Raw genomic sequence first — 23,967 nt, 5'->3', positions numbered from 1 at the left:
GTGCTCCTCGTGATCTCGGGGTCAGGCCCGGGGCATGGTGTCGACTTCGTTCGCCTCGACGGCGAGTTCCTTGGCGGCGGCGGCGTCCCACTCGGCCCAGCCCTTGCCGGTCGCCTCGACGCGCTCCTGGATCTTCATGAGGTCCTCCTTGAGCGCGGCGCGACGGTCGTCCCAGCCGTCCTCGAACTCCTCCGCCGCCTCGCGGAGCGTGTCGCGGCCGTAGGGGTCGCCGATGTCGCCCTCGAGGCTCGTGGCGCGCTCCTCGGCCTTCTCGAGCTCGACGATGATCTGCTTCAGCGATCCGTTGAGCTCGTTCAGCACGGAGTACTCGATCAGGATGTCGGTCACCAGCGGGCTCCTCGGTCGTGTGCGGTGTTCACGGGTGGGGGCGAGGCATCCGCGCGTCGGATGCCTCGGGGACGACGCACGGCGGGAGGATCACCCCTCCCGCCGTGCGATGCGTCAGCGGCCCGCGAGCTGCTGGTCGAGGTCCTGGATCGCCTGCATCATGCCGCGGAGGGCCTCGCCCATCTCGCCGATGCCGTCGACCGCGTTCTTGAGCCCGGTGGTGAGCTCCTCGTAGCCCTGGCCGAACTTGCCCGACGCGTGCTGCGTCTTGAAGTCGTTGCCGAGCAGCGAGTCCACCGAGTTCTTCAGCTGGTCGAGCTGCGACTGGATGTCGTCACGCGCGTCGTTCAGCTTGTTGGCCATCGCTTCCATCTCGCCGTAGGAGGCGCCGAAATCCGCCATCGGGGGATCCTTCCGTTCGATCGGTCCGAACCCTCGTCCGGGCCGGTGTGCTCCACAGTACGGAAGGTCGAACGCGGGTCACATGGGGAGCACTCCCCACCCTGATCAGCCCGCGAACGGGACCTGCACGGTCATGATCCGGCCGTTCTGCACGAAGATGCCGCGGCCCTCGGGGAAGTCCGAGCGCTTGACCTTCGGGAACGGCGTCTTGAACACGGAGTCGCCGTCGAACGCGTCGGGCTTCAGCGCGAGCCCGCGACGGCCCGCCTTGAAGTCGCCGACGAAGCCGAACCCGGCCGACAGCGTCGCCACCTCCGCGTCGCCCACGAGGAAGTGATCGCTGCGGTTGATCGCCTGGAACAGCTCCTTGAGCGGCCGCTCGGCGTCGGAGTCGGCGAACTGGGTGACGTTCTCGACCACGATGACGAATCGCCCGGGCACGTCGGCGTCGCCCACGACGTCCACGAGCTCCTTGGCGAGGAGCTTCACCCCGTCGACCGTGGTGGCGCTGCGCACCCACGGCGCGTGGTCGGCGAGCTGCGCCCGGCGTCCGGCCAGGTGGAAGAGCTTCACCTCGGGGTCGAACCGGCGCACGGCGTCGACGATGGCGCGCATGGCGTTCGTCTTGCCGCTCTGCGGCGGGCCGGTGACCGCGAACGTGCCGACCGGCTCGAACCCGATCGGCGCGAGCGTGTCGTCGGCGATGCCGAGCGCGGGCTCCTCCCCCACGGTCGAGGGCAGCTCGGCGGCCCCGAAGACCGCGGGCAGCGAGCCGATCGGCGGGACGTCGCGTGCGCCGCGGGCACGCAGCTCGCGAGCGAGCGACTCGAGCGCGCGGGTCTGCTCGGCGACGTTCGTCGTGCCGCCCGGCACGGCGAGCTGCGTCTCGAAGCCCTCGACGATCGCGCGGCCGGGGGCCGAGCGCTCGGTGAGCACGTCCTTCGGCGCGCCGAGCACCTGGTAGCCCGACTCGTCGCTGAGGCGCAGCACGACGCGCTTCGTGACGTTGGCGCTCACCGCCGTCGGCACCGCGCCGGCACGGTCGGCCGTCGCCACGACGTGCACGCCGAGCGGGCGGCCCTCGCCGAGGATGCGCATGACCACGTTGTAGAACGGCATCCGCACGGTCGTGGAGTCCCACTCGGTCTTGAACGCGGCGAAGCCGTCGAGGAGCAGCAGGATGCGCGGCTCGTCGCGGCCGGTCAGCTCGCGGTACTCCGTGAGGGTCGCGGCGCTCGCGTCGCTGAACGCCTTGGCACGGCGATCGAGCACCTCGTTGAGCGTGCGCAGCAGGCGCTGCACCCGCTCGGGGTCGTCGCCCGACACGATCGAGCCCACGTGCGGCAGCGCCTCGAGCGACCGCAGGGCGCCGGCGCCGAAGTCGAGCCCGTACACCTCGGTCGTGCCGAGGTCGGGACGCAGCCCGATGCCGACCGCGAGCGTGCGCAGCGCGGTCGACTTGCCCGAGCCGCTCGTGCCGTAGACGAGCATGGCGCCGTCGCGGTCGGGCACGAAGGCCATGGGCGCCTGCAGCTGCCGCTCGGGCACGTCGGCGAGGCCGAAGACGATCTCGGCGTCGCCGCGCTGCGGCAGCGACTCGACGGCGACCGTCGCGGCGAGCTCGTCGAGCCACGGACGTCGGGGCGCCGGAACGCCGGCCTCGGCGGCGGCCGCGATGAACGTGCGCACCATGCGCTTCTGGTCGTTGGGACCCGGGTCCTCGTCGTGCGCGTCGCTCTCGGGCTCGGCGTCCGACTCCCAGGTGATCGTCGAGCCGAACCGCAGCTCGGCGACCTTCACCTCCGCTTCGGCCACCTCGGCGGTGGTCCAGCCGCCGGCGTACGCCGACTGGAACGGAACGAGCCGTCCGGGCCCGGTCTTCGCGATGCCGCGCCCGGGGATCGACGGATCGAAGCCCGCGGCCACGACGTCGCCCACGACGTCGCGCGAGTCCGACTCGTCGGCCATGCGCAGGGCGACGCGCAGGTTCGTGTTCGCGCGGAGGTTGTCCTTGATGACGCCCGCGGGGCGCTGCGTGGCCATGATGAGGTGGATGCCGAGCGACCGGCCGCGCTGCGCGATGTCCACGACGCCGTCGACGAACTCGGGCACCTCCCCGGCGAGCGCCGCGAACTCGTCGATGACGAGCACGAGCGCCGGTGGCGTCTCGGGGTCCTGGCGCTTCTCGAGCTCGAGCAGGTCCTTGGCCTTCTTGCGGTTGAACAGGTGCTCGCGGTGGTGCAGCTCGGCGCGCAGGCTCGTGAGCGCGCGTCGCACGAGGTGCGGGCTGAGGTCGGTCACGAGACCCACGCAGTGCGGGAGGTCGACGCAGTCGGCGAAGGCGGAGCCGCCCTTGTAGTCCACGAAGAGGAACGTGACGCGGTCGGGGCTGTACTGCGCGGCCATGCCGAGCACCCACGCCTGCAGGAACTCCGACTTGCCCGCGCCGGTCGTGCCGCCGACGAGCGCGTGCGGCCCCTGCGTGCGCAGGTCGAGCGTCATGGCGTCGGGGCTCGACTGGCCGATGAACGCCTTCAGCGTGCCGGCGCGCTTCAGCCGGGGCAGCTTCGCACCCGACCGGTCGACGACGGAGTTGTTCTGCCGCCAGCGGTCGACGACGCCCGCGGGGCTCGAGGCGAACTCGTCGCCGATGAGCGTGAGCATCGAGACGCTGCGGGGCAGGTCGCTCGAGTCCTCGACCACGGTGCTCGCGTCGACGACGGGAGCCAATCGGCGCGCGAAGACCTCGGCGTACCGGGCCGAGACGCCCTCGACGCGCACACCCGCGTACTCGGCGCCCGAGCGCACGACGCCGACCGTGGCCCGGTCGAGGCCGGCGGTCACGTCGACGAACGTGCGGCACGCGGCCGGCAGCGACTCGACCGTGGGGCCGACGAACACCGTGTGGATGCCGGCGTCGGCCCCGCGCTCGATGAGCTGGATGAGCCGCGGGCGGTCGACCGGGGCATCCGCCGACACGAAGAGGATGAGCGCGCTGTCGGGCCGCGGGTCGTCGGAGCGCTCGCCCGACGGCGAGCCGACGTCGGCGCCGCGCGACATCGACGCCTTCGTGTCGGCGAGCGGTCCGCGCCGCGCGGCCGAGGCCGACAGCCGTTCGAGGATCGTCTCCTCGAGCGCGCTCAGCAGGCTCGCCCCGGCCGACTGGCTGTCGGCGAGCGCGACGTCGGCGAGCGGATGCCGCGCGCTCGACGTGTGCGGCAGCCACTTCAGCCACTCCAGCTCCCGGCTCCAGGCGGGGTCCACGATCGCAGCCGCGACCACCTCGTTCGGCGCGTGCAGGCCGAACAGCTGCACGGCGAGGCCGCGGACGGCGTCGGCAGCGAGGTGCACCGGCCCGGCGACGCCGAGCGCCCCGGAGCTCGTGAGGAGCTCCATGACGGGGACGTCGTCGATCTCGGCGAAGCGGTCGCGCAGCACCTCCACCTGGCGGGCGTACGTCACGATGCCGGGCAGCGCCGCCTCGGACGTCGCGATCGTGTTGCGGCTCGGCGCGCAGCCGACCCCCAGCCGGAGCGAGAGGAAGTTCCAGTGCTCGGGGCGCCGCGTCCAGAGCATCGGACCGAGCCGCATCGCCTGCTCGTAGACGACCGCGACGGGCGGCGTCTCACCCTGCCGGCGCTCGCGTTCGACGACGACCTCGCGGGTCAGGGTCTCCTCGAGCTCCTCGAGCTGCACCTCGAAGGTCTCGATCTCCTGCTTGAGCTTGCGGCTCGACTGCGTGCGCGAGCCGAACCAGTTCGCGAGGAGCATGAGCGGCGACAGGACGACGATGAGGAGGGAAGCGGGTCGTCCGTTGAGCGCGAAGATGGCGAGGCCAGCGATCATCGGCGAGACGATCATCGGCCAGGGGAAGAGCCGCGGGTTCTCCTCGGTGGGGATGCGCGGCTGCGGGTGCTCGGTGCCCGGGTAGCGGGCCTCGACGCGGGGCGAGCGGTTGAACATGAGGGCGCCGCCGCGTTCGAGCACGGGGTCGGCCGCGGCATCCGTGCCCGCGACCATCGAGAACGACACGTCGGTGTCGCCGACCGTGATGCGCTGGCCGGGGATGACCCGGATGCGCGTCATGGGGCCGCCGTCGACGATGAGGCCGTTCGCGGAGTTGAGGTCGACGAGCTCGACGGCCTGGTCGACCTCGATGCGCGCGTGGCGCTTCGAGACGAGGGCGTCCTGCAGCACGACGTCGGCGTCGGCGCTGCGCCCGATGACGTGCTGGCCGCGGCCGAGCGGCACCTGGCGCCCGGCGTCGGCGCCGGTGTGCACGTGCAGGATCGCGACCGTGCCCGCGTCGGCCGCGCGTCGGGCGCTCGGCGACACCACGGCCGCGTTGAAGCCGGAGCCGATGGGCGCGTCGGCGACGGGCAGGTCGGGATCGAGCACGACGGGCTCGCTCGACGTGGGCGGCGCGACCGCGAGCGTCAACGGCCCCGCATGCCGCGGCAGGTGCGCCGACGCGGGATCGTCATCGGCGATCGATCGGGCGACGTCGCCGACCGTCGCCGTCGCGTCGGTCGTCACGACGACGTCGGCGGCGGCGCCGGACTGGCGGCGCAGGCCCAGCTTCAGCCTCATCGGGCCGTCACCTCCTCGACGACGAACCAGCGGCCGCCGAGCTCGACCTTCGTGCCGCCGTCCACGCGCGTGCGCGCGCCCGGGACGAGCTCGACCGGGGCGCGGCCCGGCGCGGCGACGCTCGTGCCGTTGCGCGACCAGCGGTCGGTGATCCAGATGCCGGCGTCGTCGACGTCGAAGCGTGCGTGGGTCTTCGAGATGCCCATGGAGTCGTCGTCGAGGGGCACGAGCAGGGTGCCGGCGGGGTCGCCCTCGGCGCGCGCGGGGCGGCGGCCGAGGAGGCCGGTGCCCGAGGCGTCGAGGCGGCTGCCGTCGTCGAACGCGAACACCGCGGCGGGGGCGAGCGACGGGGTCGGCGCGGGCGCGGCCGCAGGGGCGGGCACGGCAGCGGATGCCGCGACGGCCGGGGCGGGCACGGCAGCGGATGCCGCGACGGCCGGCGCCCCGGGCGACGCAACCGCCGTCGACGACGCTGCGGGCGCCGCGATCGGCGGCGGCGTCCATGCGCCGGCCTCGGCCACTGCGGCCACGACCCCCGAGGCGGAGCGCGCCTGCGGGATGAACGTCTCCTCGTCGACCCCGCGATCCGTCGCGAGCGACGGCATGCGCGCGACCGAGGCGGCCGGCGCGTCGAGCTGCCGACGTGCGTGGCGGAGCGCCTTGAGGTCGAACGGGTCGAGCCCCTCGCGCACGTCGAGGACCCAGCAGCGTCCGACGCGATCGAGCCAGCTGCGACCGCGCTGCTCGGGGTCCCAGAGTCCCGACGCGAACATCAGCGCGGGTCCCACGAACGGCAGCACGACCTGCGACGCCCAGAGCACGAGCACGCGCAGCACGACGCGCCAGAATCCAACGCGGCCGAAGTCGGCCACCTGCACCGAGCGCAGTCCGAGCGCGCGCTTGCCCAGCGTGACGCCGCGTCGTCCGTGCATCGCGAGCTGCGTGATGCCGAACGTGGTCACGAGCAGCTGTCCGACGGCGACGAGCACCAGGGGCAGCACGAGCGACGACGGGTCGACCCCGGTCGCGGCATCCGACCCGACGACCGCGTTCGCCAGCAGCACCGCGCCGACGATCGCCGGCGACGCCGCCAGCGCGTAGGCGGTGGCGTCGAGCGTGAACGCGGCGGCGCGTCGACCCGACGGCGCGGGCCGGAGTCCGAGACGGGCCGCGTACGCCGGGTCGGGTCGCCCGGCTGCGTCGAGACCGGGCGCAGGCGCGTCGTCGACGTGCATGGTGATGCTCACGTGGCTCCTCGGGTGCAGGGTCAACGAGCCAGCAAACCCGATCGGACGGGTGCTGTCGATGGGGAGGAGTCACCATCCCCGACACAGCAGCGTACCCGGCGGCGTGGACGCCGCCGGGTACGATCCGGTCGCTGCCGGAACCCCTAGGGGCGGGTCGGCTGCGGCCCCGCCGCGAGCTCGCGGTCGTAGGCCTCACGGGCCAGGCGGTTGCGCTCGGTGACCGCGCGGCCGCGCGAGGCGACCCAGCCGCCGAGCCAGATCGTGATCTCGCGGGCGAGGATGCCCGCGATGAGGGCGAACGGGTCGAGCCAGCGCGCCCGGATGAAGTCGTTCGCCTCGTCGATCGTCATGGTCCAGGCCTGCACGGTCAGCAGCGCGGCACCGATGTAGGAGAGGTACACGAACACGCCCACCAGCAGGCCGAACACGGCGTAGTACCACCACGCGCCGCGGTTCACGATGGCGGCCAGGAGCGTGAAGCCCACGAACGTCGCGATGATCGGCACCCAGTACACGGGCTGCGCCACGAACTGGACGAACACCGTCGCGGCCCGCGCCGGATCGCTCTGCGCGAGGAGCACGAGGTAGCCGATGCCGGCGTACAGCAGTGCGAAGACGGCTGCGGCAACGAGCGCGACGACCACGCCGAACCCGCGGTTGCCGCGGGACTTCGGCGGGTTCGGCGCCTGCACGTAGACGGTCTGCGGGGCGGCGAGCGCCGTGGGCACGGCGTCGGGCTCGGGGGCGAGCGTCGCCGCGCCGGCCGCGGTGCCCGCGGCGACCGTCGCAGCCGGCACGTACGTCTCGCGGCGCACGCTGCCGGCGGGCACGGGCTCGGGGGCGCCGTGCTCCCCCACGTCGTCGGATGCCACGGGCTCGGCGTTCGCGCGCTGCACCGCCGCGTCGAGGCGCGACGTGTCGTCGGCAGGCGCGGACTCCGTCACGACCGGTGCCGGAGGCGCAGGCTCGGGCTCGGGAGGTGCGATGGGTGCGGATGCAGTGGGCTCGGATGCCGCGGGCTCCGCCACTGCCGGCTCGGGCTCGCGTTCGGGCTCGACCTCCGGCGCGGCATCCGCCGGCCGCACGTCGGGCTCGGGCGAGGCGACGGGCTCGGGCGCGCGCTCGGGCCCAGGCTCGGGCTCAGCCGGGGCGTCGGGCGCGGATGCCGCGGCCGCGTCATCGGCGCCGAGCGGCTCGTGCGCGCCCGTGTCGGCCGATGCCTCGTCGGCCGGCGCGTCGTCGGCCGACGGCCCACGGTCGACGGCATCGGGGTCGTGCGGGCGCTCCGGGTCGGATCCGGGAGTCGTGCTGCTCATGATCGCGCTCCTTCCGGGCGCCCTCGCACCCGCGACTGGGCTCACTGTAGCAACGGGCGCACGCCCCACCGCGAAGCCGCGCGGAAGACGCGGCGGCACGACGAAGGGCCCCGGAATGCTCCGGGGCCCTTCGTGCGATTCGGCGACTAGCTGTAGTTGCCGGGGGTGAAGTCGTCGCTCGAGAACGCGTCGAAGTCGACGAAGCTGAGGTCGCCCTCGGCGAAGGCCGCGTCGTCGGCGAAGATGCGGTTCGGGTAGCGCTCCGCCTTCGCCTCCTCCGTGGCCTCGACCGCGACGCTCCGGTACTTGTTCAGCCCGGTGCCGGCGGGGATCAGCTTTCCGATGATCACGTTCTCCTTGAGGCCGACGAGCGGGTCGGACTTGCCCTCCATGGCGGCCTGCGTGAGCACGCGGGTCGTCTCCTGGAAGGACGCGGCCGACAGCCACGACTCGGTCGCGAGCGAGGCCTTGGTGATGCCCATGACCTCCTGGCGGGCCGAGGCCGTCTTCTTGCCCTCGGTGAGCGCCGCGCGGTTGATCTCGTTGTACCGCGAGCGGTCGACGAGCTCACCCGGCAGCAGCTCGGTGTCGCCGTGGTCGACCACGGTGACCTTGCGGAGCATCTGGCGGACGATGACCTCGATGTGCTTGTCGTGGATCGGCACGCCCTGCGAGCGGTACACGTCCTGCACGCCGTCCACCAGGTGCTTCTGCACCTCGCGGACGCCCTTGACCCGGAGGACCTCCTTCGGGTCGACGGTGCCGACGATCAGCTGCTGGCCGAGCTCGACGTGCTGGCCGTCCTCCACGAGGAGGGTCGAGCGCTTGAGCACGTTGTACGCGATCGGCTCGTCGCCGTTGTCGGGCGTGAGGATGACCTTGCGCTGCTTCTCGGTCTCGTCGATCGTGATGCGGCCGGGGGCCTCGACGATCGGCGACGCGCCCTTGGGGGTGCGGGCCTCGAAGAGCTCCTGCACGCGGGGAAGACCCTGCGTGATGTCGTCGGCCGAGGCCGAGCCACCGGTGTGGAAGGTGCGCATCGTGAGCTGGGTGCCCGGCTCGCCGATCGACTGGGCCGCGATGATGCCGACGGCCTCGCCGATGTCCACGAGCTTGCCGGTCGCGAGCGAACGGCCGTAGCACTTCGCGCAGACGCCGACCGCGGACTCGCAGGTGAGCACCGAGCGGACCTTGATCGACTCGACGCCCGCCGCGATGAGCTCGTTGATGAGCACGTCGCCGACGTCGGAGCCGGCCTCGGCCACGACCTCGCCCTTCGCGTTCACGGCGTCGGCCGCGAGCGAGCGGGCGAACACCGAGTTCTCGACGTTGGGGTCGCGCACGAGCTCGCCCGAGGCATCCGTCGTCGCGATCGGCAGGTCGAGGCCCTTGGTCGTGCCGCAGTCGTCCTCGCGGATGATGACGTCCTGCGAGACGTCCACCAGACGACGGGTCAGGTAACCCGAGTCGGCGGTGCGGAGCGCGGTGTCGGCGAGGCCCTTGCGGGCACCGTGCGTGGCGATGAAGTACTCCGCCACCGACAGCCCCTCGCGGTACGAGGAGATGATCGGACGCGGGATGATCTCGCCCTTCGGGTTGTTCACGAGGCCTCGCATGCCGGCGATGTTGCGCACCTGCAGCCAGTTGCCTCGAGCGCCCGAGGTCACCATGCGGTTGATGGTGTTGTCGGTCGGGAAGTTCTCCTGCATGGCCCGGGCGACCTCGTCGGTGGCCTTGGTCCAGATCTGGATGAGCTCCTGGCGACGCTCGAGGTCGGTCGTGAGGCCCTTCTCGAACTGCGACTGCACCTTGGCGGCCTGCTTCTCGTACTTCGAGACGATCTCGCCCTTGTTCGGCGGGGTCACGATGTCGGACAGCGCGACGGTCACGCCCGAGCGGGTCGCCCAGCGGAAGCCGGCGTCCTTGATGCGGTCGAGGGTCGCGGCGACCTCCGTCTTCGGGTAGCGCTCGGCGAGGTCGTTGACGATCGACGAGATCTGGCCCTTGCCGGCCTGCTGGTTGAAGTACGGGTAGTCCGCCGGCAGCGCCTCGTTGAAGAGCGCACGACCGAGCGTGGTCTCGAGGAGGAACGGCTTGCCGGACTCGAAGCCCTCGGGCTCCTCGCCCTCGCCGAAGTGCAGGTCGTCGAGGCGGATCCGCACCTTGGCGTTGAGGTCGAGCTCGAGCGCGCCGAAGCGGTTCTGGTCGAACGCGAGGATGGCCTCGGCGATCGACGAGAACGCACGGCCCTCACCGGCTGCGCCGTCCTTCTGCGTGGTCAGGTGGTGCAGGCCGATGATCATGTCCTGCGAGGGCAGGGTCACCGGACGGCCGTCCGACGGCTTCAGGATGTTGTTCGACGCGAGCATGAGGATGCGGGCCTCGGCCTGGGCCTCCACCGACAGCGGCAGGTGCACGGCCATCTGGTCGCCGTCGAAGTCCGCGTTGAACGCGGCGCAGACGAGCGGGTGCAGCTGGATGGCCTTGCCCTCGACGAGCTGCGGCTCGAACGCCTGGATGCCGAGGCGGTGCAGCGTGGGCGCGCGGTTCAGCAGCACGGGGCGCTCGCGGATGATCTCCTCGAGCACGTCCCACACCTGCGGACGCGAACGCTCCACCATGCGCTTGGCGGCCTTGATGTTCTGCGCGTGGCTGAGGTCGATGAGGCGCTTGATGACGAACGGCTTGAACAGCTCGAGCGCCATCTGCTTGGGCAGGCCGCACTGGTGCAGCTTGAGCTGCGGGCCGACCACGATGACCGAACGGCCCGAGTAGTCGACGCGCTTGCCGAGCAGGTTCTGGCGGAAGCGACCCTGCTTGCCCTTGAGCATGTCGCTCAGGGACTTGAGGGCGCGGTTGCCGGTGCCCGTGACGGGGCGACCACGACGGCCGTTGTCGAACAGCGCGTCGACGGCCTCCTGCAGCATCCGCTTCTCGTTGTTCACGATGATCTCGGGGGCACCGAGGTCGAGCAGGCGACGGAGGCGGTTGTTGCGGTTGATCACGCGACGGTACAGGTCGTTGAGGTCGGACGTCGCGAAGCGGCCACCGTCGAGCTGCACCATCGGGCGCAGCTCGGGCGGGATCACCGGGACGACGTCGAGCACCATCGCGGCGGGCGAGTTGCCAGTGGCGAGGAACGAGTTGACGACCCGGAGGCGCTTGATGGCGCGGATCTTCTTCTGGCCCTTGCCCTCGGCGATCTGCAGGTGCAGGTCCTCGGCCTCGGCCGCGAGGTCGAACGCCTCGAGGCGCTTCTTGATGGCCTCGGCGCCCATGTAGGCGTCGAAGTACATGCCGAAGCGGTCCTGGAGCTCGTGGAACACCGAGTCCTCGGGCTTGAGGTCGCCGACCTTGAGGGTGCGGAAGTCCTCCCACACGCGCTCGAGGTGCGCGATCTGCTCGTCGGCCGACTTGCGGACGCCGGTCATCTCCTTGTCGGCGGCGGCCTCGGCGCGCTTGCGCACGTCGCTCTTGGCGCCTTCGGCCTCGAGCTCGGCGAGCTCGGCCTCCTTGCGGGCCATCAGCTCGGCGATGCGCGCGTCGCGCTGGTCGCCGATCGTCTTGATCTCGAGGCGGAGCTCGTTCTCGAGGCCCGGCATGTCGGCGTGACGACCCTCGTCGTCGACGTCGATGACCATGTAGGCGGCGAAGTAGATGACCTTCTCGAGGTCCTTCGGCGCCATGTCGAGCAGGTAGCCGAGGCGCGAGGGCACGCCCTTGAAGTACCAGATGTGGGTCACCGGGGCGGCGAGCTCGATGTGGCCCATCCGCTCGCGGCGCACCGAGGACTTCGTGACCTCGACACCGCAGCGCTCGCAGACGATGCCCTTGAAGCGCACGCGCTTGTACTTGCCGCACGCGCACTCCCAGTCGCGGCTGGGTCCGAAGATCTGCTCGCCGAAGAGGCCGTCCTTCTCGGGCTTGAGCGTGCGGTAGTTGATGGTCTCGGGCTTCTTGACCTCGCCGTAGGACCAACGACGGATGTCGTCGGCGGTGGCCAGACCGATGCGAAGCTCGTCAAAAGTGGTTGCGTCGAGCAATTTCTCTCCTAGAAAAAAGTCTCTGTCGTCGTTCTGGCCGGGGATCAGATCTCGTCGATGTTCGACGACTCGAAGCGCGCGGAGATGTTGATGCCGAGCTCCTCCGCCGCGCGGAAGGCCTCGTCATCGGTGTCGCGCAGGCTCACCGCGGTGCCGTCGGCCGAGAGCACCTCGACGTTCAGGCAGAGCGACTGCATCTCCTTCATGAGCACCTTGAAGGACTCGGGGATGCCGGGCTCCTGGATGTTCTCGCCCTTGACGATCGCCTCGTACACCTTGACGCGGCCGAGGATGTCGTCGGACTTGATCGTGAGGAGCTCCTGGAGCGCGTACGCGGCGCCGTAGGCCTCGAGGGCCCACACCTCCATCTCACCGAAGCGCTGGCCTCCGAACTGCGCCTTCCCACCGAGCGGCTGCTGGGTGATCATCGAGTACGGGCCGGTGGAGCGCGCGTGGATCTTGTCGTCCACGAGGTGGTGCAGCTTCAGGATGTACATGTAGCCGACCGAGACCGGGTACGGGAAGGGCTCGCCGGAGCGACCGTCGAAGAGCTGCGTCTTGCCGCTCGAGTCGATGAGCCGCTCGCCGTCGCGGTTGGGGAGCGTCGAGTCGAGCAGACCCGCGATCTCCTCCTCGAGCGCGCCGTCGAACACCGGGGTCGCGACCTTCGTGCCGGGAGCGGCCTCGTGCGCGGCCTCGGGCAGGCGCTTCGCCCACGTCGGCTTGCCCTCGACCTTCCAGCCCTGCTTGGCGACCCAGCCGAGGTGGGTCTCCAGCACCTGGCCGAAGTTCATGCGGCCGGGGATGCCGAGCGGGTTGAGGATGACGTCGACCGGGGTGCCGTCGGCGAGGAACGGCATGTCCTCGACCGGCAGGATCTTCGAGATGACGCCCTTGTTGCCGTGACGGCCCGCGAGCTTGTCGCCCTCGGTGATCTTGCGCTTCTGGGCGATGTAGACGACCACGCGCTGGTTGACGCCCGAGCCGAGCTCGTCGTCGCCGTCCTGCGCGTCGAACACCTTGACGCCGATGATCGTGCCCTGCTCGCCGTGGGGGACCTTCAGCGACGTGTCGCGCACCTCGCGGCTCTTCTCGTTGAAGATCGCGCGGAGCAGGCGCTCCTCGGCCGAGAGCTCGGTCTCGCCCTTCGGCGTGACCTTGCCGACGAGGATGTCGCCGGGGCGCACCTCGGCGCCGATGCGGATGATGCCGCGCTCGTCGAGGTCGGCGAGCAGGTCGGGGCTCACGTTGGGGAGGTCGCGGGTGATCTCCTCCTTGCCGAGCTTGGTGTCGCGGGCGTCGACCTCGTACTCCTCGATGTGGATCGAGGAGAGGACGTCGTCCTTCACCAGGTTCTGGCTGAGGATGATCGCGTCCTCGAAGTTGTGGCCCTCCCACGGCATGAACGCCACGAGGAGGTTCTTGCCGAGCGCGAGCTCGCCGTTGTCGGTCGCGGGACCGTCGGCGATGACCTCGCCGGCCTCCACGCGGTCGCCGGCGGAGACGATGACGCGGTTGTTGTAGGACGTGCCCTGGTTCGAGCGATCGAACTTGCGCAGGTAGTACGTGTCGGTGCCGCCCTCGTCGAGCTGCACGGTCACGAAGTCGGCCGAGACCTCGGTCACGACGCCCGAACGGTCGGCCGTGACCACGTCACCCGCGTCGACCGCGGCGTAGCCCTCCATGCCGGTGCCGACGAACGGCGAGTCGCTGCGGAGCAGCGGCACCGCCTGGCGCTGCATGTTCGCACCCATGAGGGCGCGGTTCGCGTCGTCGTGCTCGAGGAACGGGATGAGCGACGTGGCGACCGACACCATCTGGCGCGGCGAGACGTCCATGTAGCCGATCTCGTCTGCGGGGAACAGGTCGACCTCGCCGCCCTTCTTGCGGGCGAGCACTCGGTCCTCCACGAAGTGGCCGTCGGCCTTGAGGGGCGCGTTGGCCTGGGCGACGATGTAGTCGTCCTCCTCCATCGCGGTGAGGTAGTCGATCTGCTCGGTGACCTTGCCCGTGACGACCTTGCGGTACGGCGTCTCGATGAAGCCGAACGAGTTGATGCGCGCGAAGGACGCGAGCGAGCCGATGAGGCCGATGTTCGGGCCTTCGGGCGTCTCGATCGGGCACATGCGGCCGTAGTGCGAGGGGTGCACGTCGCGGACCTCGACGCCCGCGCGGTCGCGCGAGAGGCCGCCGGGGCCGAGCGCCGAGAGGCGGCGCTTGTGCGTGAGGCCGGCGAGCGGGTTGTTCTGGTCCATGAACTGCGACAGCTGCGAGGTGCCGAAGAACTCCTTGATCGCCGCGACGACGGGTCGGACGTTGATCAGGGTCTGCGGGGTGATCGCCTCGATGTCCTGCGTGGTCATGCGCTCGCGGACGACGCGCTCCATGCCGCTGAGGCCGGTGCGCACCTGGTTCTGGATGAGCTCGCCCACCGCGCGGATGCGACGGTTGCCGAAGTTGTCGATGTCGTCGACGTCGAGGCGGATCTCCACGTCCTGGCCGCCGCGGCGGCCGGGCAGCGTGGCGCGGTCCTCGTGCAGGGCGACGAGGTACTTGATCGTGGCGACGATGTCCTGCACCGTGAGCACCGAGTCCGTCAGCGGGGCCTCGAGGCCGAGCTTCTGGTTGATCTTGTACCGGCCGACCTTGGCGAGGTCGTAGCGCTTCGGGTTGAAGTAGAAGTTGTCGAGCAGCGCACGCGCGGCCTCGGCGGCGACCTGCTCGCCCGGACGCAGCTTGCGGTAGATGTCCTTGAGCGCCTCCTCCTTGGTGAGGATGTTGTCCTTCTCCAGGGTGAGCGCGATGGACTCGTAGCCGGCGAACTCCTCGAGGATCTCCTCGGAGGTGAGGCCGAGCGCCTTCAGGAACACCGTGACCGACTGCTTGCGCTTGCGGTCGATGCGGACGCCGACCTGGTCGCGCTTGTCGACCTCGAACTCGAGCCACGCGCCGCGGCTCGGGATCACGCGCGCCGAGTAGATGTCCTTGTCGGACGTCTTGTCGGGGGTGCGCTCGAAGTAGACGCCGGGCGAACGGACGAGCTGCGAGACGACGACGCGCTCGGTGCCGTTGATGACGAACGTGCCCTTGGGGGTCATGAGCGGGAAGTCGCCCATGAACACCGTCTGGGTCTTGATCTCGCCCGTGAGGTGGTTCATGAACTCGGCGTTCACGTAGAGCGGGGCGGAGTAGGTCTTGCCCTTCTCCTTGCACTCGTCGATCGTGTACTTCGGCGGCTCGAGCTCGGGGTTCGTGAACGAGAGCTGCATGGTCTCGCCGAGGTCCTCGATGGGGGAGATCTCCTCGAAGATCTCCTCGAGGCCGGTGGCCTCGGGCAGGTCCTGACGGCCCGCCTCGACCGCTGCCTCGACGCGCGCCTTCCACGCGTCGTTGCCGACGAGCCAGTCGAAGCTCTCGGTCTGGAGGGCGAGCAGGTCGGGTACCGTGAGGGTGTCGGTGACCTTTGCGAACGAGAGGCGGCTTGCACCGCGTCCGTTCTTGGGGGTGGGCGTGGTTGCGTTGCGCGCAGCAGCCAAGTGAATTAACCTCCATCGGCCCCGTCGGGCCGGTTCACTGTCGGTAGCGGAGAGTAGGACCCCCGAGACGTGTCGCGATTGCCTGAGGTCATGAACCCCGGCACGCGAAAGCCGACCGCAATATGAAGGCAGGGTAGGTCTGGGAGCGCAAAGAACAACTATATGTCATGCGACGCGCCATGTCCAGTTGAAATCTTGACTGGTCCGCCGATGTCCGGTATAACCCCGCGACGCGCCCGCTGATTCCCGCCCGACGCACCTGCGCCGGACGCCCGTCGACGCCACGACGCCCCGCCGGTGAGGGTGCCGGCGGGGCGTCAACTGTGCGTGGATGTGCGACGGCGTGCTCAGGCGCCCCACTCGATCCGCACGGTGTCCGGCCGGCCGGGCACCATGCTCACGTCGACCGTGGAGCCGGGCGTCACTCGGGCGAGGTGCAGCGGGGCGACCTGCTCGGTGCGCGTCACGGGCAGCGGGAATCCGTTCGGCATCGCCACGACGAGGTCGAGCTCGACCACGACGTTCATGCCGATGACCATGGGCAGCTGCCGCGCGTCGACGACGTTCGCCGTGGCGCGCAGGCGCACGGCCTCGAACGCCGCCTCCTCGGGCTGCGGCGTGGTCGCCGCGAGGACGCGGCTCGCATCCTCCATCGAACGGCTCGCGGCGGCCATGGAGGCGCCGACGTCCATCCGGTCGTATGCCGCGTTCGCCTGGCGGGTGAGCGTCGTGAGATCCTTCAGGAAGCCCATCTCACACCACCGCGTAGATCTCGTTGAACGTGCGGCCGACGCCGCGGTCGGCTTGGATGCGCGCGCCCCAGCCCGCCTGCGCCTCGGCCCACGAAGCCGGGTCGACGCCGAACATGCCGGCCACGACGGGAAGCTTGGCCTCGTCGTACTGGTAGGCGGCGATGCCCTTGACGATGCGCGCGTACCGGTCGAGGTCGACGCCCGCGATGGGCTCGAGGTTGCCGGGCGCCGGTTGCGCGGTCATCGCGTGCACCGCCTGCGCGTCCATCCGGGCGCGGTACGCCTCGGACTGGGCGGCGAGGGCGTTGGCCTGGTCGATGAGGCCGGGCGCGGCCTGGACCATCTTGGCCATGTCGCCGAACTGCTTGAACATGTTCATCATCTGCTCCTCGAGGGTGCGAGCCGGGGATCGCCCGGCATCGGTTTCGTGTGGTGGTGGGTCAGTGCCGGTCCGCGGCGAGGGCGAGCCGGGTGGCGGATGCGACGACCGGCGCCTGCGCCGGTGCGACGTCGTACTCGGCGACCGTGCGCTCGACGTAGGCCTCGAGCTCGACGAGCCGGTCGGATGCCGCGACCCGCGCCTCGCCGGAGGGTCCGCGATCGCTCGCCGAGACGCCGGCCGGCGCCGCGACGAGCGCCACGGTGGTCGCGAGCGCCCCGGCGAGGCCGAGGGCCGCGAGCCGCGACGTGAGCGTCCGACGCCCGACGCTGGCCGACTCGGGCACGTGGGTGGTGGGTCGCATCTCGGTCGCTCCTGCTGGTCGTGGGCTGCGGGGCTCCGGCCTCGCAGGGCAGCGGTGGCTGCCGCAGATCAGCTTCGCCGGGCGGCGTGCGCTCGCGGATGGGCAGGTGCTGCTCATTCGCATCAGGAGGTGGTTGCTCACGTCGCGGCATCCGTTGCTCATGCGGCGGCGGCGATTGCTCAGGGAGGTGCCTCCGTTGCTCACCTGGGCCACCTGTTCGGGGGACAGCGGCGCCCTGCTCCGGCGAGGGGCGAGGTCGTACAGTGAGTCCACCGGCGTCGCCGGGAACCGAGGGTGAGGGTGTCGGTGGAACCTGGTGAGTCGGGGGGCGCGCCGCGCGGGCTGGACGAGGCGTGGCCGCTGGTCGGCCGGGACTCGCTCGTCGGTCGCGGCGTCGCCGCGCTCGCGGCCACGGCACGGACGGTGCTGCTCTACGGCCCCTCGGGCATCGGCAAGACCCGCGTGATGCAGGCTGTGACCGAGCGCCTCGGCGACGACGACTGGTGCGTGCTCACGGCGAGCGGCAACACGGCCCTCAGCGCGGTGCCCCTCGGCGCCCTCGCGCCGGTGCTCGCAGGAGACCCGGTCGCGATGGTGACGGCGGCGGGCGACCCGATCGCGCTCTACGCCGCGGCGAGCGCCGCCGTTCGCGAGGTCGCGGCCGGACGGCGCACCATCCTCGCGGTCGACGACGTCTCCGCGGTCGACTCGGTCTCGGTCGCGCTCATCGCCCAGCTCGTGGAGTCGGGCGTGCTGCGCCTCATCGGCACCGTGCGCGAGTCCGATCCGGTGCCCGAGGGGCTCCTCCCAGTCGCCGCCGCCGGCGACGCGGTGCGCCTCGACATCGCGCCGCTCGACGTCGACGAGGTCAGCGAACTGCTCACGCGCGTGCTCGGGGGGCCGATCGCGCATCGCGACGCCGTCGAGCTGCACGCGGTCTCGCATGGCAATCCCCTCTTCCTCCGCGAGCTCGCGATCGGTGCGGCCGACGCCGGTTCCCTCGTCTCGGCCCACGGACTCTGGCAGCTCGTCGGCGAGCCCGTCGGCACGCCCGCCCTCCGCGACCTCATCCGCGCCCGGCTGCGCGTGCTCGGCGACGACGAGCGCGACACGGTCGAGCGCCTCGCCCTCTGCGAGCCGCTGGCGTTCGACGAGTTCGGCCGGCCGGGTGCGCCCGAGGCGCTCGCCCGGCTCGAGATGCGCGGCCTCATCCGCGTCGACGAGTCCGGTGCGCGGATGCGGGTGGGACTGGCGCACCCGCACTACGCCGCTGCCGTGCGCGACAGCATTCCGCGGCTCCGTTCCGTCTCGCTCCTCCTCGAGCAGGCCGACCTCATCGCCGCCCGGCCGATGACGCCGGCCGACGAGCTCCGGGTGGCGATCTGGCGGCTCGACGCCGGCCGTCCGTCCGACGCCGGCGTGCTCGCCCGTTCGGCGTCGCTCGCCCGGCTGGCCCACGATCGCCGCACCGCAGAGCGCCTCGCCGCGGCGGCCGTGGCCGCCGGTGCCGACGACGCGGCGGCCCTCCTGCTGCACGGCGAGCTGCTCTGGTCGCTCGGCCGGGCCGAGGACGCGCTCGCCGTGCTCGCGCGCGCCGAGGAGCGGGCGGTGGCCGACGGCGATCCGCCGGAGCTGCTGGCCGCGATCGGCGCGGCCCGCGCCGACGTGTTCGGCGGCGACCCGCTCGGCAGCGCCCGCGGACTCGAGCTGCTCGAGTCGCTCGAGGACGCGCTCCCCGGGCAGTCGGCGACGATCGCGCTCAGCAAGGCGGTGCTCCTCGTCAACCTCGAGTACGCGCACGACGCGCTCGCCCACGTCGAGTCCGCGGCAGCGGTCGCGGGCGACAGCACGTTCGAGCAGGCCGTGCTCGACCTGTCGCGTGCGATGCCGCTCGTGACGCTCGGACGCGACGCCGAGGCGATCGCGGCGGCCGAGCGCGCCGTGCGCTTCGCGAAGGGCGACCAGTCGGTCCTCGTGCCTCGGCGCGCCGAGCTCGCGCTCGCGCACGTGCTCATCGCGGCCGACCGGCTCGACGACGCCCGGGCGACGGTCATCGAGTCGCTGCACGACGCGATCCGGCACGACGACGCCCTCACGGCGCGGCTCGACGAGTTCATGATGGGCCGCATCCTCTGGCAGCTCGGACGCCTCGACGCGGCCGCGCGATGGTTCCGCGACACGGTCGGCGGCGCCGAGCTGCACGGGCCGAAGTCGCTGCGCGAGTTCGCGCGCTGCTTCCTCGCGATCGTCGCGGCCGAGCAGGGCGACGTCGCGCGAGCACGCGAGCTGCGCGCGCAGGTCATCGAGGGTCTCGACGAGGACAACTCGGTCACCGCGCTCGCCGACGCCTGGATCGCCGTGGGCGAGGGGCGCCCGGATGCCGCGGCCGCCACGATCCTCGCGCGCGTCGACGTGATCGAGCAGCGCGGCGCCGTGAGCGTGGCGGCGGGCCTGCTGCACCACCTCGTGCGGTTCGGATCGCGCGCCCACGCACGCACGGCGGCGGAGCGACTGGCGCGGCTCGCTGCGGCATCCGATTCGCCGGCCGTGCGCCGTCGGCTCGCGCACGCCACGGCGGAGGCGGCCGCCGACGCGGCCGGGCTGCGGGCGGTGGGTGCCGAGTGGGAGTCGATCGGGCACCTGCTCTACGCGGCCGAGGCGTACGCGTCGGCCGGGCAGCCGGCTCGGGCGGCGGGCCACGGACGCGAGGCGACCGCCGACCTGCAGCGCGCGGCGTCGCTCGCCGCCGCGTGCGAGGGCGCACGAACGCCGCTGCTGCGGTTCTCCGACGGTGCTGAGCCGCTCACGCCGCGCGAGCGCGAGATCGCGTCGCTCGCAGCGCAGGGGCTCAGCTCGAACGAGATCGCGACGCGCCTCTTCCTCTCGCCACGCACCGTGAACAACCACCTGCAGTCGACGTACGCGAAGCTCGGCATCCGCGGGCGTCACGAACTGCGGGCCTGAGCGGCCTGCACGCGCTCAGGCGGTGACGACCTCCGCCCGCGCCCCCTCGAGCCGCTCGCCGACCGCCGTCACGGCCTCCTTCGGCACGCCGAGGTCGGCGAGGCTCGTGAGCAGGGTCGACACCATCGTGTCGAACGCGGCATCCGTGATCGCGAGGTCGGCGTGCGCGTCACGCAGGCTCCGGCCCGAGAAGACCTGCGGTCCGCCGAACGCGGCCGTGAGGAACGCACGCTGGTGTGCCTTGAGGCGGTCGAGGTCGATGCCCTCGAACCAGCGGCCCAGCTGCTCGTCGGCGGTGATGCGGTTGTAGAACACCGTGACGGCCGTGCGCACCCCGTCGGGGCCGCCGAGCTGCTCGTAGACCTCGGCCATGCCGCCTCCTCGTCGTGTCGTGCGTCCCAGTGTCGGGCATTCCCGGCCCGCGCGCATGAGCAACGATTGCTCACCCGGCGCATCGCCGTCGGATCGTGGCACGATGCAGGCATGGCGCCACCGCGCATCGAGTTCGAGGCCGACGTGTTCTCCCCCACCGGGATGACGCTGCTCGTCGACGGCACCGCGCAGTCGCACGTCGATCCCGACGATCCGACCCGCCTGTTCTTCGAGTACGTGCGCCGCATCGGCCACGTGCTCGACGCGGTGCGCACGCCGGGCGAGCCCATCCGGGCGCTGCACCTCGGCGGCGGCGCGTTCACCCTCCCCCGCTACGTCGCCGCGACCCGGCCCGGCTCCACGCAGGTCGTCATCGAGCACGACGCCGAGCTCGTCGACCTGGTGGCCGACCGGCTGCCGCTGCCCGCCGACGCCGACATCGCCGTGCTCGTCGCCGATGCCCGCGACATGCTCTCGGCGCTCGCGGCCGCCCGCCCGTTCGACGCGGTCGTCGTCGACCTCTACTCGGGGCTCGACGCCCCGGCCTTCGTCGACGAACCGGCCTTCATGGGCGGATGCCTCGCGCTGCTGTCGGCCGGTGGGCTGCTGGCCGTGAACGTGGCCGACGCCGCCGGACTCGCCCGCCTGCGCGCGCAGACCCGGGCGCTGGCACGGGCCGACCCCGGCGCCGACCTGCTCGTCGCGGGCGACCCCACCGTGCTCTCGGGCGCGGAGGAGGGGAACGCGATCCTCGTCGCGGCGCCCGACGGGCTGCCGCCCGGCCTCGAGGACCGGCTGGCGCTGGGCGGTCCGTTCCCCGGCGAGGTGCTCACGGGGCACCGGCTCGACGCCGCGCTCTGGGGCGCCTGCTGAGCGGCGACGGTCGCGCACGGACTCGAGCGGATGCCGCTCGCGCTTCCGGTCGGGCACCGGGCGGGTAGCGTGGCATCCGTGCCCGACCTCGAACGCCGCCTCGCCGTGAGCGGCCACGTCGCCCGCCTCGAGGAGTCGCGCAGCGCGCCCGGGTCGTGGACCCTCTTCGTCGACGGCACCCCGCAGTCGCACGTCGAGCTCGACCGGCCCGACTGGCTCGGCTTCGAGTACGTGCGGCGCATCGGCCACGCCGCCGACCTCGTGCGCCCCGAGGGCGAGGCCGTCACGGCGCTGCACCTCGGCGGCGGCGCGCTCACGCTGCCCCGCTACATCGCGGCGACCCGTCCCGGCTCCCGGCAGCAGGTCGTCGAACTCGAGAGCGACCTCGTCGAGTTCGTGCGCGAGCACCTGCCGCTCCCCCGCGGCGCGCAGGTGCGCATCCGGCACGGCGACGCACGCGAGGTGCTGCAGAAGCTGCCCGCCGGGCTCGACGGCGCGGTCGACCTCGCGGTGGTCGACATCTTCTCGGGCGCACGGACCCCGGCGCACGTGACGAGCGCGGAGTTCTACGGACTGCTCGTGCCGCGGCTCGCGCCGGGCGGCATCGTCGCGGTGAACGTCGCCGACGGCGCCGGGCTCGCGTTCGCCCGCTCGCAGGCGGCGACGCTCGCGCACGTGTTCGCGCACGTCGCCATCGCGGCCGACACGGCGATGCTGAAGGGCCGGCGGTTCGGCAACGTCGTGATGTACGCGTCGGCCGACGAGCTGCCGTTCGCGGGCCTGCCGCGTCGGCTCGCGAGCGACCCGGCCCCGGCGAAGCTCGTCGACGGCGACGAGCTCCGCCGGTTCATCGCCGGCGCCCCGGTGGTGACGGATGCCACGGCGGTGCCGTCGCCGCCGCCGGCGCGTTCGGTCTTCCTGTCGAAGCCGGGTCGCTGACCGCGGCGCCGCGACGCGCCGACGCCGCGCAGCGCCGCGCCGACGGCCCCGACCGCGCGGGAATCCCGTTGCGCCGTTGGAATCCCGTACGTGCGGGATTCCAGCGCACGATCGGGATTCCGCCGGTCAGCCGACGGCGCGCACCGCGCTCGGTGCGCTCTCGTTCCAGACCCGGTCGAGGGCCGTGACCGCGTAGGCGTACTCGCGTCCGGCCTCGGCCGACGCGTCGGTCCAGGCCTGCACCACGCCGGCCTGACCCCGCACGGTCGCCACGAGGTTCGCGGCGTCCTCGACGTCGATGGCGTCGGCCGCGCCGTCGACGCGGTAGACGGCGAACGAAGTCGCACGGCTGCTCGGCGGCGCGGCATCCGACCACTGCAGCTCGACGCCGCCGTCGGTGCGCCCGACCCGCGCGAGCACCGGGGTGCGCACGTCGGCGGCCGGCAGCCACTCCATGGCCGGCACGATCGCAGGATGCGCGTAGTGGTCGGCGACGACCCGCGACATGGAGCCCTGGGGGTCGGCGGGCACGTGCTTGGCCGAGAAGTAGACGTTGCCGTGCACGGGCGTTCCGGCCGCGTCGATGCCGCGGTCCATCGTGAGGTGGTTCGACAGCTCGGCCGGGTCGGTGAAGACGCCCGAGGTCACCTTGTACAGCGCCTCGCCGATGTAGAGGTGCGTGCCGGATGCCGCGGCCACGTCGGCCCACCACGGCACGAGCTTCGCGTAGTCGGCCACCGCGAGCCCGATCTGCCAGTACACCTGCGGGTTGATGTAGTCGAGCCAGCCCTCGAGCACCCACTTGCGGGTGTCGGCGAACTGCAGGTCGTACGACTGCGAGCCGCCCGTCTCGGAGCCGAGCGGGTCGGTCGCGCGGTTGCGCCAGATGCCGAACGGGCTGATCCCGAACTTCACCCACGGCTTCAGCGCCTTGATGCGCTCGGAGATCGACCGCACGAACGTGTCGACGTTGTGGCGGCGCCAGTCGGCGACGTCGGCGAAGCCGGCGCCGTGCGCGGCGTAGGTCGCGGCATCCGGGATCACCTGGCCGGCCACCGGGTACGGGTAGAAGTAGTCGTCGAAGTGCACGCCGTCGAGGTCGTAGTGCTCGACCGAGTGCAGGATCGCCTGCTGGATATGCTCCTGCACCTCGGGCAGGCCCGGGTCGAAGTAGAGCTTGCCGCCGTAGGCCCAGACCCACTCGGGGTGCACGCGCGCGGGGTGCTCGGGCACGAGCTGGGCCGGATCGGCCTGCATCGACACGCGGTAGGGGTTGTACCAGGCGTGCAGCTCGAGGTTGCGGGCGTGCGCCTCCTCGACGATGAACGCGAGCGGGTCGTAGCCCGGGTCCTGTCCCTGCACGCCCGTGAGGTACTGCGACCACGGCTCGAGCGGGCTCGGCCAGAAGGCGTCGGCGGTGGGCCGCACCTGCACGAAGACCGCATTGAGCCGGAACTGCTCGGCCACGTCGAGCCAGTGCAGGAACTCGGCGCGCTGCGCGTCGGCGCTGAGGCCCGTGCGGCTCGGCCAGTCGATGTTCACGACCGACGAGATCCACATCGCGCGCAGCTCGCGTTTGCGCGGGGCCACGGCGGCCGCGGTCGCGCCGGCCGTCGCTCCGAAGGCATTCGCGTGCGCCGGCGCCGGCGCGAGGCCGCCGATCGTGACGGTGAAGGCGGATGCCGCGACGCCCGCGACCGCGAGCGTGAGGAAGCCGCGGCGGCCGAGCGCTGCGGCGGGTTGGTCGGCGGGCGTGGACTGGGAGTGCGTCATCGATCCTCCAAGCAGGTCGGTTTGGAAGATACTTCCATACTCACCGACGCTTGTGAAGCGTTGTTTCCG

Annotated in this window: 15 protein-coding genes; 3 read left to right on the top strand and 12 right to left on the bottom strand. The window is 71.9% G+C overall.

Annotated elements, in window-relative coordinates:
- Positions 1-21: 21 nt before the first annotated feature.
- The 10 genes from FYC51_RS11880 to FYC51_RS11835 form a co-directional block, all read right to left on the bottom strand.
- The gene (locus FYC51_RS11880; protein WP_148733780.1) at positions 22-348 is read right to left on the bottom strand and encodes a flagellar protein FlgN; all 327 of its coding nucleotides are present in this window, start codon (positions 346-348) and stop codon (positions 22-24) included.
- A 114-nt stretch (positions 349-462) separates the two neighbouring features.
- The gene (locus FYC51_RS11875; RefSeq protein ID WP_148733778.1) at positions 463-750 is read right to left on the bottom strand and encodes a WXG100 family type VII secretion target; all 288 of its coding nucleotides are present in this window, start codon (positions 748-750) and stop codon (positions 463-465) included.
- Between the two features lie 105 nt (positions 751-855).
- Positions 856-5,340, bottom strand: coding sequence for an FtsK/SpoIIIE domain-containing protein (locus FYC51_RS11870; protein ID WP_148733777.1), 4,485 nt, complete (start codon positions 5,338-5,340; stop codon positions 856-858).
- A complete protein-coding gene (locus FYC51_RS11865; RefSeq protein WP_148733775.1) occupies positions 5,337-6,587 on the bottom strand; it encodes an RDD family protein in 1,251 nt (416 codons plus the stop codon). Before FYC51_RS11865 ends, FYC51_RS11870 begins: the two co-directional genes overlap by 4 nt.
- 143 nt (positions 6,588-6,730) lie before the next feature.
- The gene (locus FYC51_RS11860) at positions 6,731-7,903 is read right to left on the bottom strand and encodes a hypothetical protein (protein WP_148733773.1); all 1,173 of its coding nucleotides are present in this window, start codon (positions 7,901-7,903) and stop codon (positions 6,731-6,733) included.
- Between the two features lie 146 nt (positions 7,904-8,049).
- Positions 8,050-11,946: a DNA-directed RNA polymerase subunit beta' gene (gene rpoC, locus FYC51_RS11855; RefSeq protein ID WP_148733771.1), complete on the bottom strand. Its 3,897-nt coding sequence runs from the start codon at positions 11,944-11,946 to the stop codon at positions 8,050-8,052.
- A 44-nt stretch (positions 11,947-11,990) separates the two neighbouring features.
- Complete coding sequence (rpoB, locus tag FYC51_RS11850; protein ID WP_148733770.1) at positions 11,991-15,482, bottom strand: DNA-directed RNA polymerase subunit beta; 3,492 nt, start codon at positions 15,480-15,482, stop codon at positions 11,991-11,993.
- Positions 15,483-15,829: 347 nt separating this feature from the next.
- Positions 15,830-16,234 carry a hypothetical protein gene (locus FYC51_RS11845; protein WP_148733768.1) on the bottom strand — a complete coding sequence of 135 codons (405 nt, stop codon included), beginning with the start codon at positions 16,232-16,234 and terminating at the stop codon, positions 15,830-15,832.
- 1 nt (position 16,235) lies between these two features.
- Positions 16,236-16,613, bottom strand: coding sequence for a hypothetical protein (locus tag FYC51_RS11840; RefSeq protein WP_148733766.1), 378 nt, complete (start codon positions 16,611-16,613; stop codon positions 16,236-16,238).
- 61 nt (positions 16,614-16,674) lie between these two features.
- Positions 16,675-16,977: a hypothetical protein gene (locus FYC51_RS11835; RefSeq protein WP_148733765.1), complete on the bottom strand. Its 303-nt coding sequence runs from the start codon at positions 16,975-16,977 to the stop codon at positions 16,675-16,677.
- Positions 16,978-17,283: 306 nt separating this feature from the next.
- Between FYC51_RS11835 and FYC51_RS11830 the strand changes: the two genes are divergently transcribed.
- A complete protein-coding gene (locus FYC51_RS11830; protein WP_187432603.1) occupies positions 17,284-19,941 on the top strand; it encodes a LuxR family transcriptional regulator in 2,658 nt (885 codons plus the stop codon).
- Between the two features lie 15 nt (positions 19,942-19,956).
- Here FYC51_RS11830 and FYC51_RS11825 read toward each other — a convergent pair whose 3' ends face one another.
- Positions 19,957-20,313 (bottom strand): group I truncated hemoglobin, encoded by a 357-nt coding sequence (locus FYC51_RS11825; protein WP_187432602.1) that lies wholly within the window; start codon positions 20,311-20,313, stop codon positions 19,957-19,959.
- A gap of 111 nt (positions 20,314-20,424) precedes the next feature.
- On the opposite strand from FYC51_RS11825, the gene FYC51_RS19265 reads away from it, so the two are divergent.
- Positions 20,425-21,186: a spermidine synthase gene (locus FYC51_RS19265; RefSeq protein ID WP_187432601.1), complete on the top strand. Its 762-nt coding sequence runs from the start codon at positions 20,425-20,427 to the stop codon at positions 21,184-21,186.
- A gap of 78 nt (positions 21,187-21,264) precedes the next feature.
- Positions 21,265-22,125 (top strand): spermidine synthase, encoded by an 861-nt coding sequence (locus FYC51_RS11815; RefSeq protein ID WP_148733759.1) that lies wholly within the window; start codon positions 21,265-21,267, stop codon positions 22,123-22,125.
- 126 nt (positions 22,126-22,251) lie between these two features.
- Here the strand turns inward: FYC51_RS11815 and FYC51_RS11810 are convergent, their stop codons facing one another.
- The gene (locus tag FYC51_RS11810) at positions 22,252-23,898 is read right to left on the bottom strand and encodes a glycoside hydrolase family 10-like protein (protein WP_148733757.1); all 1,647 of its coding nucleotides are present in this window, start codon (positions 23,896-23,898) and stop codon (positions 22,252-22,254) included.
- Positions 23,899-23,967 lie beyond the last annotated feature (69 nt).

It is taken from the genome of Agromyces mariniharenae (genome assembly GCF_008122505.1).
Taxonomy (GTDB): Bacteria; Actinomycetota; Actinomycetes; order Actinomycetales; family Microbacteriaceae; genus Agromyces; species Agromyces mariniharenae.
Note: the sequence above shows the minus strand (reverse complement) of the source record. Positions and strands in the feature narration are given on the sequence as shown.

Coding starts and splice junctions, on each gene's coding strand:
- FYC51_RS11875 (WP_148733778.1), bottom strand. CDS start 750: ATGGCGGATTTCGGCGCCTCCTACGGCGAGATGGAAGCGATGGCCAAC.
- FYC51_RS11870 (WP_148733777.1), bottom strand. CDS start 5,340: ATGAGGCTGAAGCTGGGCCTGCGCCGCCAGTCCGGCGCCGCCGCCGAC.
- FYC51_RS11860 (WP_148733773.1), bottom strand. CDS start 7,903: ATGAGCAGCACGACTCCCGGATCCGACCCGGAGCGCCCGCACGACCCC.
- FYC51_RS11845 (WP_148733768.1), bottom strand. CDS start 16,234: ATGGGCTTCCTGAAGGATCTCACGACGCTCACCCGCCAGGCGAACGCG.
- FYC51_RS11840 (WP_148733766.1), bottom strand. CDS start 16,613: ATGAACATGTTCAAGCAGTTCGGCGACATGGCCAAGATGGTCCAGGCC.
- FYC51_RS11835 (WP_148733765.1), bottom strand. CDS start 16,977: ATGCGACCCACCACCCACGTGCCCGAGTCGGCCAGCGTCGGGCGTCGG.
- FYC51_RS11825 (WP_187432602.1), bottom strand. CDS start 20,313: ATGGCCGAGGTCTACGAGCAGCTCGGCGGCCCCGACGGGGTGCGCACG.
- FYC51_RS19265 (WP_187432601.1), top strand. CDS start 20,425: ATGGCGCCACCGCGCATCGAGTTCGAGGCCGACGTGTTCTCCCCCACC.
- FYC51_RS11810 (WP_148733757.1), bottom strand. CDS start 23,898: ATGACGCACTCCCAGTCCACGCCCGCCGACCAACCCGCCGCAGCGCTC.